Raw genomic sequence first — 11846 nt, 5'->3', positions numbered from 1 at the left:
GCCACATCTCCCTAACCTGAACATCGGTTCACCATTTATAGAGAACCTGGGTTCATCTTTGGTCAAGTGGAGACGAGGAGCGGCCATGGTCCACGCCCGTCCCATGTGCCGAGGGGTGGATATCGCCCTATCGGGCATAACGGTCATACCGTGGTATTCGATGACCGCCCCGGACGATGAGGGGGTGCCCCGATGATCGAGGAGCTGGCGGTGGCCGGCGTAGCAGTGGCGACGGGGCTCGTGGCCTATGCGATGGCCGCAGCGCGCATCGTCAAGCAGTACGAGCGCGGTGTGGTCTTCCGTCTGGGGCGTCTGCACGGCGAGGTGCGACGGCCGGGATTCACCATGATCGTTCCGGCGATCGACCGGATACGCAAGGTCAACATGCAGATCGTGACCATGCCCGTGCCGGCCCAGGAAGGCATCACCCGGGACAACGTCACGGTCCGCGTGGACGCGGTCGTCTACTTCCGCGTGATCGACGCGGCCAACGCGGTCATCGAGGTCGAGGACTACCGCTTCGCCGTATCCCAGATGGCTCAGACCTCGCTGCGTTCCATCATCGGTAAGAGCGATCTGGACGACCTGCTCTCCAACCGCGAAAAGCTCAACCAGGGCCTTGAGCTGATGATCGACAGCCCGGCGGTCGGCTGGGGTGTCCAGATCGACCGCGTCGAGATCAAGGACGTGTCGCTGCCGGAGACCATGAAGCGCTCCATGGCACGCCAGGCGGAGGCGGACCGCGAGCGGAGGGCCCGCGTCATCAACGCGGACGCCGAACTCCAGGCGTCCAAGAAGCTGGCGCAGGCTGCGGGCGAGATGTCCAAGCAGCCCGCGGCGCTCCAACTGCGGCTGCTGCAGACGGTGGTGGCGGTGGCGGCCGAGAAGAACTCCACCCTGGTGCTGCCGTTCCCCGTGGAGCTGCTGCGGTTCCTGGAACGGGCCGCGCCGCAGCCCGGCGATCCGGCCGGGGCGGGTCGACAGGGCCGCCAGGACGAGGCGGCCGGCGCGGGCGCCGCGCCTTCGCCCGAAGTGGAGGCCGGAGCGGCAGCCGGGCTCCCCGCGGCGGCGGAGAGCGGTGAGGACACTACGGCGGCCGGCTCGCTGCCGGCCGATGAAGTGCCGCCGATGGCGACGGGAGGCGGCGAGGACGCCGCGGAGGATGCTTCGCGGACCGGTTCCTCGCGGCTCGGCGACCTGCCGCCCATGGTGCCGGGACGGGGAGGGCTCTCCTGATCCGCCCGGCCAGGGGGCAACGTCGTGCGACGGCTCCTCGCTGCGCCTCCTGATCAGAGCCCGAGGGGTCTGCGGCTGCCTCACGGCGCATCGGCGTCGGGGCCCGGTCACGGCTGACCTGCCGGAGGCGGACGCAGCTCGGCACGGCCGGAGCCCGCCGGCTGCCTCGGGGCGGCAGCGGCCGGCAGCTGCTGTGGCAGAAAGACCGGGCCACAGCCGCGTCGCCTCGAGTGTCAGACCCCGCCCGTAAGGTCGGTCATGCGAAGTCGGCAGTCGGCACTCACGGGAAAGGAGGGACGCGGTGATCCCGGTCATGGGCTCAGGCACGGAGGCGGTGACGAGTACGGGTACGGCAGCCCTCCGCGCCGTTGCCGCCGTCTTCCTGCCCGCCGCGCTGCCCCGCGAGGGCCGCGTCGCGTTCTGGGACCCGGACGGTCGTGCGCTCCCCGGAGCGGACGGCGAGATCACGGTCGTCCGCCCGGACGGCCCGCACGGCCCCGATGTCGGCGGCGTCACCGTTCCCGCCGTCGTCATGACTGTCGCGGACGCCGCCCCGCTGCTGATCGCCGCCCGGCGGGACCCGGCCGCCCACCCGGCCGCCGCCTGCTGGGGCGCGGCCGTTCTGCACGCCCTGCACCTCGTCGCCCGCGGCAGGCTCCTGCCGGGACTGACACCCGCCGACCACGACGCCTGGCGCGCCGGACCGCTGGACGCCGATGACATCGCACAGCTGAGGGCCATCGCCGCCGCCATGCCGTACGAGGCACACGCCGTCCCCGTCGACGGCTCCCCGCCTCTGCGACTGCACGAGCCCGAAGCCCTGGTGCGAGCCTTCTTCGACGCCGTGGCCGACAGCCTGCCGCGCACACCGGCCGCCGAGTTCGCGGCGGGCGCGCCGTTCGCGGCCGCCGGGCCGCAGCATCTGCCCGGGGCGCGCGAATGGGCCGCAGAGGCAGCGGCAGGGATGGACGCGGGCGTCCGGGTCTCGCTGCGTCTCGACCTGTCCGCCTACGAGTTCTTCGACACCGCCCCGGACGGCGGCACCGAGCGCAACGCGGCAGCCGCTCTCGTCCAGGTGCACAGCCTCGCCGACCCCACTCTCGTCATGGATGCGGCGCGGCTGTGGGCGGGGGCCGGCGACGAGCACTTCGGGCCGCGCGCCCGGATCGACACGGTGCTGGCGCTGCGCCGCGCGGCCCGTGCCTGGCAACCGCTCGCCCGGCTGCTCGAGCGGGACGTGCCGGACGTGCTGCCGATGACGGAAGACGAGCTGTACGAGCTGCTCGGGCCCGGCGCCGCCCGCCTCGACGCGGCGGGAGTGGCCGTGCACTGGCCGAAGGAGCTCGCGCGCACGCTCACGGCCGCTGCCGTCGTGCGCTCGGCGCCCGGCTCCGCCACCGACGGCACTCCCTTCTTCGACAGCGAACAACTGCTCACCTTCGACTGGCAGCTGGCCCTCGAGGGAGACCCCCTGACGGAGAGCGAGATGGACGCGCTCGCCGAGTCGCACCGCCCCATCGTGCGGCTGCGCGATCGGTGGGTCGTCGTCGATCCCGATCTTGTGCGCAAGGCACGCAAGAGGGAGCTCGGCCTGCTGGAGCCGGTCGACGCGCTCGCCGTGGCGCTGACCGGTACGGCGGAGGTCGACGGGGAGACGGTCGAGGCCGTGCCCACGGGCGCGCTGGCCGCCCTCCGCGACCGCCTCACCGCCGCGACAGCCCCCGTCGAAGCACCCGAGGGCCTCCGCGCGACCTTGCGGGACTATCAGCTGCGGGGCCTGGCCTGGCTGGACCTCATGACCTCGCTCGGCCTCGGCGGCTGCCTCGCCGACGACATGGGACTCGGCAAGACCGTCACCGTGATCGCCCTGCACCTTCGCCGGGCACGCACCGCGCCGACGCTCGTCGTCTGCCCGGCGTCACTGCTCGGCAACTGGCAGCGGGAGATCGCCCGCTTCGCCCCTGACGTGCCCGTACGGCGGTTCCACGGCGCAGGCCGCACCCTTGACATGCCGGACGGCGGCGTCGTCCTCACCACGTACGGGACGATGCGCAGCAGTGCGGAGCAACTGGCCTCGCACAGCTGGGGAATGGTCGTGGCCGACGAGGCCCAGCATGTGAAGAACCCCTTCTCCGCCACGGCCAAGGCACTGCGTACGATCCCCACCCCCGCCCGCGTGGCCCTCACCGGTACCCCCGTGGAGAACAACCTCTCCGAGCTGTGGGCGCTGCTGGACTGGACGACCCCGGGGCTCCTCGGCCCGCTCAAGGCCTTCCGCTCCCGCCACGCCCGCCTCGTGGAGAACGGCGAGGACGACGACGCCGTGGAGCGGCTCGCCCGGCTCGTCCGCCCGTTCCTGCTGCGCCGGAAGAAGTCCGACCCGGGCATCGTGCCCGAGTTGCCGCCGAAGACGGAGTCGGACCATCCGGTGCCGCTCACCCGTGAGCAGGCGTCCCTCTACGAGGCCGTGGTGCGGGAGACGATGGCGGCGATCGAGGCCGCGGAGGGCATCGCGCGCCGTGGTCTGGTGATGAAGCTGCTCACGGCCCTCAAGCAGATCTGCAACCACCCCGCCCAGTTCCTCAAGGAGTCCGGCGCGGGCCCGGGCACCGGGGCCCGGCACGGGGCCGAGTCGCCGATCGGGGGAGACCGCCGGGGCGGGGCCCGGTCCGGGAGCGGTGGCGCCCCGGTCCGGCTGGCCGGCCGCTCGGGGAAGCTGGCGCTCCTCGACGAGCTGCTCGAGACCATCCTGTCGGAGGACGGCTCCGTACTCGTCTTCACGCAGTACGTCTCCATGGCCCGCCTGCTCTCCGCGCACCTCACCTCCCGAGCGATCCCCAGCCAGCTCCTCCACGGCGGGACGCCCATCGCCGAGCGCGAGCGCATGGTCGACCGCTTCCAGTCCGGCGAGGTGCCGGTGTTCATCCTGTCGCTCAAGGCGGCGGGCACCGGACTGAACCTCACCAGGGCCGGCCATGTGATCCACTACGACCGCTGGTGGAACCCGGCCGTCGAGGAGCAGGCGACCGACCGCGCCTACCGCATCGGCCAGACGCAGCCCGTGCAGGTCCACCGGCTTGTCACCGAGGGCACGGTCGAGGACCGCATCGCGGAGATGCTCGCCTCCAAGCGCGCCCTGGCGGACGCGGTGCTCGGATCCGGCGAGGCGGCGCTGACCGAGCTCACCGACCGTGAACTGGCCGACCTCGTCTCCTTGCGGAGGCCCGCATGACCCCCCGCGCGCACGGTGGCGCCCGTTCCCGGCCGGGAGCACCGGCCGGCCCCCACCACGAAGACCAGCGGCGGACGTTCCCCCCGATCGAGCCGCTCGCCGGCGACGAGGCGGCCTCGACATGGTGGGGCAACGCCTGGGTGGAGGCGCTCGAGGACACCGCCCTCGACCCCGCCCGTCTGGTGCGCGGCCGTGCCTACGCCGCTCGGGGCAACGTCGCCGCGATCACGGTGACGCCCGGCAAGGTCATGGCGTACGTACAGGGCAGTCGGCCCCGTCCGTACCGCACGGAGATCCGCCTGCGTACGCTCACCGACGACGACTGGGACGACTTCCTCGCCGCCGCGGCGGCTCGGCCGGACCACATGGCGGCGCTCCTCGACAAGGACGTCCCCCAGACGCTGGCCGCCGCCGTCGAGCTGCTGCCGAGGCCCGGGGACCTGATCCCCGACTGCTCCTGCCCGGACGACGGCTACCCCTGCAAGCACGCTGCCGCGCTCTGCTACCAGACCGCCAGGCTGCTGGACGAGGACCCGTTCGTGCTGTTTTTGATGCGCGGCCGTGGCGGGCGGGAGATCCTCGCGGCGCTCTCCCGGCGTAACGCGGCCCGTTCTGCGGCCGAGCACACCGCTGCCGCTGCCGCTGCCGCTGCCGCGGCCCCGCAGGCCACCGTGCCCGCGAGCGAGGCCGTCGCCCCCCGCGTACGGCCGCCCCTGCCGCCGCCCTTCCCGGCACCGCGGCGTGCGGGCCGCCCCCCGGCCTACCCGCACGCGCCCGGTGCCCCCGACCCGCTCGCCCTGGACCTGCTGGCCTGTGAGGCGGCCGCCCGAGCCCACACCCTGCTCACCACCGGCCGCGACCCCGTCGCGGCGCTCACCCGGTGGCAGGACGCCGTCCGGCTGGCAGCCGCACATCCCGGCTCCGGACTGACCGCGTCCACCCGCGCCCTCTACCGCGACCTCGCCGCCGCGGCCGACCGCACGCCCACCGACCTCGCACGCGCCGTCGCCGCGTGGCGTCAGGGCGGTCCGGCGGCCCTCTCCGTCCTGGAGGAGCCGTGGGATCCGCCCGCCGGCCCCTTCGACCGGGCGCGTCCTGCCCTGGCCGCCGCGGACTTTCCCGGCTTCAGGCCCTGGCGCAATCAGCTCTCCTCCCGCTCGCTCCAGTTGAGGCTCGGCCGTGACGGCCTCTGGTACGGGTACGAGTCGGACCCCGACCGCGAGGACTGGTGGCCGCGTGGAACCCCCGACACCGACCCGGTCGGAGCGCTCGCCGCGCTCCTCGGCAGGTGACGGCGTATCGGCCGCGAGCTGCCGTGAACCCACGGCGTAGCGGCCGCGAACTGACGCCGCGAACCCCACGGCGTAGCGGCCGCCGAATGACAGCGGGGCGGCCGGCCGCCGGAGGGCGTCGTCAGAAGTCCGCCAGCGTCGGTTCGTCGAGCCTGGCGACCGAGTCCTGGCCGTAGGCGGCGATGTACGCGTCACGGATCGTTTCGATCTGCGGGTCGCGGGTACGGGCCTCGGCCGCCGGATACAGCAGGATGAGTTCGTACGAACGCTCCCGCTCGACCACGCCGTTGGAGTCCCGCCACTGTCCGCGGCCCTCCTGGATCGTCAGTCCCTCAGGGAACCTGGGCGTGACGCTGCGGTCGACGAACGTCATGAACTGCGCGTCCGTCACGTCAGGGCCGCCGTCCGGCCGTTCCGTGCCGAAGAACAGCCGTGTCTCGAGGTACGCCTCACCACGCGCCGCCACCGCCGCCGTCGCGCGGGGCTTCGCGGCCCGTCCGTCGTCCAGCGTCGCCTGCGCGGCCGGTGCGCCGACGGTCAGCACGGCGACCGCCGCGCCGGCGACGGCGAGCAGCGTGCGCCGGGTCCGGTTCTGCCTCTGCCTCTGCCTCTGGTTCTGGCTCTGGCTCTGCATGAAGGTCGGCACGGTTCGGAACCCTTTCGTGGAATCGTGACCCGGCGGCCGCCGGTGCGGCTCACTGTGGCCACTGGCGGGCCCGCTCGCCCGCCGGACACCGGCTTCGACCGGATTCCACCCGCACGAGGACCGCGGCGCGGGCGGCCGGAGCAGGAGACACACCGGGCAGGTCGTCCCGTGGCGCGGGGGATCGGGCGGAGAAGCCGGGTAGGACGGGGACGGGGACGGACCGACCTGGACATCGACAGAGGAGCACCGGGATGACTTCAGCGGGGCATGCGGATCGTCCGCCGGCAGCGGATCTCGTGATCGCCGGGTGCACCGTGCTGGTGCACGCAGCGGACGGCGGCCGGATCGACTTCGTCGACGACGCGGCGGTCGTGGTCCGCGACGGCGTCATCGACGCCGTGACCACGGCCGCGGCCGTCGCGGATCTCCCCGCCGACGAACGCATCGACGGCAAGGGCCAGTTGGCCATGCCCGGGCTGATCAACTGTCACACCCACACACCGATGGTCGCGCTGCGTGGCATCGCGGAGGATCTGCCGGTCGAGGAGTGGTTCAACGACTGGATCTGGCCCATCGAGTCCAACCTCACGGAGACGGTCGTCGAACTGGGCGCCCTGCTGGCCTGCGCCGAGATGATCAGTGGCGGCGTCACCACCTTCGCGGACCACTACTTCTCCATGGACCGGGTCGCCGCGGCGGTCACCCGGAGCGGCATGCGGGCGAACCTGGGCTGGGGCTACTTCTCCAGCCAGGGCGCAGAAGGACGCGAGCGTTCCCTCGACTTCGCCCTTCGCGCGGCCGGTGCGGCGGACGGCCGGATCACCACGTCCCTCGCGCCGCACGCCCCGTACACAGTGGACGACGACGACCTCACCACCACCGCACGGCTCGCCCGCGAGCACGGCCTCATGGTTCATCTGCACGCGGCCGAGAACAGGGCACAGACCGACCACAGTGTCGAACGGCACGGGCTGACACCCGTCGAAGTGCTCGAGCGGACCGGGCTGCTGGAGACCGACCTGCTCATCGCGCACGGCACCGGGATCACGGACGGGGACCTTTCGGTGCTGCGGCGCGCCACGGGCCGGATCGCGGTCGCCACCGCGCCGCGCGGCTACCTGAAATTCGGCTGGGACACGACCCCGATCCGGGCGCTCGCGTCGATCGGCCTGCCCGTGGGTCTGGCGACCGACGGCGCCGCCTCCAACAACACCCTCGACGTGTGGGAGTCCATGACGCTCACCGCGCTCGTACAGAAGTCGACGGAGCGCGACCCGGCCTGGCTGACCGCACGGCAGGCGCTCGACCATGCCACCGCACAGAGCGCCCGGGCGCTGGGACTCGACGACCGCATCGGGGCGCTGGCGCCGGGCAGGCGGGCGGACCTGATCCTGGTGGACCTCACCGGACCGCACACCCAGCCCGTGCACGACCACGCCGCGACCCTGGTCCACAGCGCGCGTTCCTCGGACGTACGCACGACGATCGTGGACGGCAGGGTGCTGATGCGCGACCGCCGTCTGCTCACGCTCGACGTGCCCGCCATCACCGCCGAACTGGCCCGTGAACTGCCCGCGTTGACACGACGGCGACAGGACCGGCGGATCCAGGAGTACGACGGCTAGTACGGCCGGAAGGTGGGACGGGTTTCGAAAGTCCGCACACCCGATGGGGTGAATGCCTCTTTCAGCAGAACCGATGCGGCCGCACGGCGTTAATTCCGGTGCGGGCGAGTGTCCCGCGGGATTCTCTTCTGAAGGCAGGCAACCATGAGGCAGGTTCACCGAAAGGGCCTGGCGACCGTGATGCTCACGGGCGGCGCACTGGCCATGGCCACCGGCTACGCCCAGGCGGACTCGGGTGCGCACGGCACCGCCGCCGGATCGCCCGGCGTGCTTTCCGGCAACGGGGTACAGCTTCCCGTGCACGTCCCGGTGAACGTGTGCGGCAACACGGTAAACGTCGTCGGACTGCTCAACCCGGCGGCGGGGAACTCCTGCGTCAACGAGTCGCACGGCGAGCACGGCGGCAACGGCGGGCACGGCGGCGAGGGCGGCTCGCAGGGCGACGGCACGGGCGCCCACAACGGCGGCGGCGCACACGCGGACGGCGAGACCGCCGGCTCGCCCGGGGTCCTGTCCGGCAACGGCGTGCAGCTCCCCGTCGACGTACCGGTCAACGTGAGCGGCAACTCCGTGAACGTCGTCGGCATCGGCAACCCCGCCACCGGCAACACCTCGGTGAACGACTCCGCCGAGCCGCCGGCCGAGGAGAAGCCCACCACCCCGCCGAAGGCCACGGAGCGCGAGCGGCCGGCCGCGCCCGAGGCGCCGGCGCCCGCGCCGCGGCCCGCCGGATCGTCCCTCGCCCACACCGGTTCCGACGAGCTGGCGTTCGCGGTGCCCGCCGGCGCGACGATGATCCTCGGCGGCCTTGTGCTGTACCGCCGGTTCCGCCCCTCCCAGGGGTCCTAGGCCCGCCCCGGAGCGGCTGGCCCGGACGCTCCTCCCGGCCGCCCTGGATCCGGCTCCTGGGACACGGCCCTCAGCGGCCCCCGGCGTCCTGGGCCGCCCCGGCCTCGTCGGGGTGCCGTCTCCAGGACGCCAGTACCGCATCGATCTCCCCGGCCGACCGGGCGCGCGCTTCTTTGCGTGCCACGCCCGCCATCAGAAGGGCGTCGTAGCCCGTGTCGAGGTGCCGCACGGAGGCGCGCACCGCGGCCGTGACGGCCCCCTCCTCCAAGGAGCGGCCGGCCGCCGTGCGGCCCACACGCCCGCTGCCGCGCGCGGAGGCGTGGGCCGCGATCCCGGTGGCGCGTTCCTCGGGGCAGCCGGGGAACAGCTGCCGTATCCGCGCGGCCAGTTCGGCGGCGAAGCGGACGTCTGCGGCGGCCCTGCGGGCCGCGTCCCGCTCACGGCGCCGGAGCCGGACCTCGGCGTCGGCGAGGCACGCCGACTCCGCGCGGGAGAGTGCGAGTTCCTCGACGAGCAGCCCTTGGCGCTCGTAGCGGCCACGGCGGCGGTTGCGCCGGACCACCACCGCCCACAGGGCACTCGCCTGCCTCGCCCGCCGGGTGAGGCAGGCGTCGCCCCGGGGCAGGTACACGAGGTGAGCGAGATCGGCGCAGTCGAGACAGACCGGTACGCCGGACTCGAGAAGATGCATCGGCAGCGGGCCCCTGCGGCACTCCGCGCAGTGCCCGCCCTTGAGCGGCTGGATCACCACCAGGTCCATGTCCCGTTGGTACCCAGCGGATACGCTCCGATCCCATGACGCTGAACTGTGCCGTACTCGACGACCATCAGGATGTCGCGCTGTCCATGGCCGACTGGTCCTCACTCGGGGGCAGCGTCGAAGTGCGCTCGGTCCAAGAGCACTTCGGCTCGGAGGAAGAGGTGGCCGCCGCGGTCGGCGACTGCGAGATCCTGGTCGTGATGCGCGAGCGCACGCCCTTTCCCGCTTCTCTTCTCGACCGGCTGCCACGTCTGCGGCTCCTGATCACCTCGGGCATGCGCAACGCGTCGATCGACCTCGAAGCCGCCGCCCGCAACGGCGTGACCGTGTGCGGCACAGCCAGCAATTCGGAGCCGCCCGCCGAGCTGACGTGGGCGCTCATCCTGGGCCTGGCGCGCCATGTGGTCGCGGAGAGCGGTGCCCTGCGCGACGGGGGCCCGTGGCAGTCCACGGTCGGAGCGGACCTGCACGGTCGTACGCTCGCGCTTCTCGGACTCGGGAGGATCGGTGCGAAGGTCGCCGCGGTCGGCCGGGCCTTCGGCATGGACGTCATGGCATGGAGCCGCAACCTCACCGAGGAAAGAGCCGCCGAACACGGTGTCCGGCGGGCCGGCTCGCTCGGGGAACTGCTCGAGGCCGGCGACTTCGTCTCCGTGCACCTGCAACTCGGCGAGCGCACCCGGGGGCTGATCGGCGCCGGGGAGCTGAAGCGGATGCGGCGGACCGCCTACCTCGTCAACACCTCACGGGCCGCGATCGTCGATCAGGAGGCGCTCGTGGCGGCCCTGCGCGAGGGCTGGATCGCCGGGGCGGGCGCCGACGTCTTCGAGGAGGAACCGCTGCCCGCCGGCCATCCGCTGCGCACGGCACCGAACTTCCTCGGCCTGCCCCACCTCGGCTACGTCACCCGTCGCAACTATGAGGGGTACTTCGGGGAGGCGGTCGAGGACATCGCCGCCTACCTCGCGGGCAGTCCCGTCCGTACCCTTGCGGTGCCCTCCTGACGTCGCCCTCCGGATCGCGCCGGACCCGGACGCGTCTCCTAGCGCACGCTCGGCGCCGCCGCGCCGATGAACTCCGACAGCGTCTCCCGCGCCTGCTCGGACCGGAGCGAGCGGTCCGCTTCCTCGGGGGCCTCGTGCAGACAGTTGGTGAGCTCGAACGCGGATGCCGCCAGCGCCAGGGCCTGCGGGTCGTCGCACACCAACTGGACCCGGATCAGCGCCTGATGGGCACTCGAGCGCAGCCGGTACGAGTCGATGCGGGCCTCTTCTGCGACGCTGCTGCCCGGCGACTCCAGCGCCCGGTGCCAGCGGTCGTTCTGGCCGCGGCGGTAGTCGACGAGCGCGCCCGCGAAGGCGCTGTACGCGGAGATCCGCTCCTGGCGCAGCTGCTCCGCCCGTGCCAGGGCCGCGGTGCGTTCCGCCGTCTGGCGTTGGAAGAAGTGGGTCGCCACCGACCCGAGCAAGGTGCCGATGACCGCGATGAGCGCTGTCCACATGTGGTGCTCCCGGACTTGATATGTCGTTCGAGGGTGCGGCTCAGCGCCGGTCTGATCGCCGGCTCCGGGCACGAGCGAATCAGATCACCGCGGTGGAGAGATGCGTCAAGTCCTCAGTGACGCACTACTTCCGGTAACCGCTGATAGCTTGAGGCGTTTGCCGGAGCGATGACTCGGAGGGGGCCGGCCATGCGTGGCTTCACGGTGATGGGCAAGCGGTTCGACGTACGTACGGCGCTGGTGCTGACGGGCTGCCTCGCGGCGCTGGCGGTCGTCCCGTCCGCCGCGAACGCGACCCCCGGCAGCGGGGTCACGGGTACGGTCCTGGCCCAGGGCACGTCGGACGACTCGCTGAGGATCACGGCCAAGGGACGCACGGACGTGGTCGTCCGCACCCTCACCATCGCCCCGGGCGGCACGACGGGGTGGCACCATCACCCCGGCCAGGTCCTCGCCGTCGTCCGGTCGGGCACGCTGACCCGCACCCTGGACGACTGCTCCCTCGAGGTCACCGGTCCGGGCGGCGCGATCCTGGAACCGGCGGGCGCGCGCCACCGTCACCTCGGGCGCAACCTCGGCACCGAGCCGGTCGTGCTGTACGTGACGTACTTCCTGCCCGCCGGCAGCCCGCTCTCGGTGGACGAGGACGCACCGAACTGCGCCGCCGGATAGCCGGCCGCCGCACCGGGCCGGTCGGTGAGGATG

Annotated in this window: 10 protein-coding genes; 7 read left to right on the top strand and 3 right to left on the bottom strand. The window is 72.8% G+C overall.

Annotated elements, in window-relative coordinates; genetic code table 11:
• Nucleotides 1-192 precede the first annotated feature (192 nt).
• The 3 genes from AB0K36_RS31150 (at nucleotide 193) to AB0K36_RS31140 (ending at nucleotide 5760) form a co-directional block, all read left to right on the top strand.
• Nucleotides 193-1236: a slipin family protein gene (locus tag AB0K36_RS31150; protein ID WP_364600635.1), complete on the top strand. Its 1044-nt coding sequence runs from the start codon at nucleotides 193-195 to the stop codon at nucleotides 1234-1236.
• A gap of 313 nt (nucleotides 1237-1549) precedes the next feature.
• Nucleotides 1550-4468 carry an SCO1167/SCO6262 family helicase gene (locus tag AB0K36_RS31145; protein ID WP_364600645.1) on the top strand — a complete coding sequence of 973 codons (2919 nt, stop codon included), beginning with the start codon at nucleotides 1550-1552 and terminating at the stop codon, nucleotides 4466-4468.
• Complete coding sequence (locus tag AB0K36_RS31140; protein ID WP_364600633.1) at nucleotides 4465-5760, top strand: SWIM zinc finger family protein; 1296 nt, start codon at nucleotides 4465-4467, stop codon at nucleotides 5758-5760. The genes AB0K36_RS31145 and AB0K36_RS31140 overlap by 4 nt, the downstream gene beginning before the upstream one ends.
• 121 nt (nucleotides 5761-5881) lie before the next feature.
• Here the strand turns inward: AB0K36_RS31140 and AB0K36_RS31135 are convergent, their stop codons facing one another.
• The gene (locus AB0K36_RS31135; RefSeq protein WP_435877974.1) at nucleotides 5882-6394 is read right to left on the bottom strand and encodes a DUF3574 domain-containing protein; all 513 of its coding nucleotides are present in this window, start codon (nucleotides 6392-6394) and stop codon (nucleotides 5882-5884) included.
• 263 nt (nucleotides 6395-6657) lie between these two features.
• Here AB0K36_RS31135 and AB0K36_RS31130 point away from each other — a divergent pair, with 263 nt between their 5' ends.
• Both AB0K36_RS31130 and AB0K36_RS31125 read left to right on the top strand, forming a co-directional pair.
• Nucleotides 6658-8031, top strand: a complete 1374-nt coding sequence (locus AB0K36_RS31130) for an amidohydrolase (protein WP_364600629.1) — start codon at nucleotides 6658-6660, stop codon at nucleotides 8029-8031.
• A 144-nt stretch (nucleotides 8032-8175) separates the two neighbouring features.
• On the top strand, nucleotides 8176-8880 hold the full coding sequence (locus AB0K36_RS31125) for a chaplin (protein ID WP_364600627.1): 705 nt from the start codon (nucleotides 8176-8178) through the stop codon (nucleotides 8878-8880).
• Nucleotides 8881-8950: 70 nt separating this feature from the next.
• Here the strand turns inward: AB0K36_RS31125 and AB0K36_RS31120 are convergent, their stop codons facing one another.
• On the bottom strand, nucleotides 8951-9640 hold the full coding sequence (locus tag AB0K36_RS31120; protein ID WP_364600625.1) for a DUF2293 domain-containing protein: 690 nt from the start codon (nucleotides 9638-9640) through the stop codon (nucleotides 8951-8953).
• A gap of 35 nt (nucleotides 9641-9675) precedes the next feature.
• Here AB0K36_RS31120 and AB0K36_RS31115 point away from each other — a divergent pair, with 35 nt between their 5' ends.
• Entirely contained in the window at nucleotides 9676-10644 is a 969-nt protein-coding gene (locus tag AB0K36_RS31115) for a D-2-hydroxyacid dehydrogenase family protein (RefSeq protein ID WP_364600623.1), read from the top strand.
• A 38-nt stretch (nucleotides 10645-10682) separates the two neighbouring features.
• Here AB0K36_RS31115 and kilB read toward each other — a convergent pair whose 3' ends face one another.
• The gene (kilB, locus tag AB0K36_RS31110; RefSeq protein WP_364600621.1) at nucleotides 10683-11141 is read right to left on the bottom strand and encodes a plasmid transfer protein KilB; all 459 of its coding nucleotides are present in this window, start codon (nucleotides 11139-11141) and stop codon (nucleotides 10683-10685) included.
• A gap of 189 nt (nucleotides 11142-11330) precedes the next feature.
• On the opposite strand from kilB, the gene AB0K36_RS31105 reads away from it, so the two are divergent.
• The gene (locus AB0K36_RS31105; protein WP_364600619.1) at nucleotides 11331-11813 is read left to right on the top strand and encodes a cupin domain-containing protein; all 483 of its coding nucleotides are present in this window, start codon (nucleotides 11331-11333) and stop codon (nucleotides 11811-11813) included.
• The last annotated feature ends 33 nt before the right edge of the window (nucleotides 11814-11846 follow it).

The sequence above is a fragment of the Streptomyces kurssanovii genome, assembly GCF_040677245.1.
Lineage (GTDB): Bacteria > Actinomycetota > Actinomycetes > Streptomycetales > Streptomycetaceae > Streptomyces > Streptomyces kurssanovii.
Note: the sequence above shows the minus strand (reverse complement) of the source record. Positions and strands in the feature narration are given on the sequence as shown.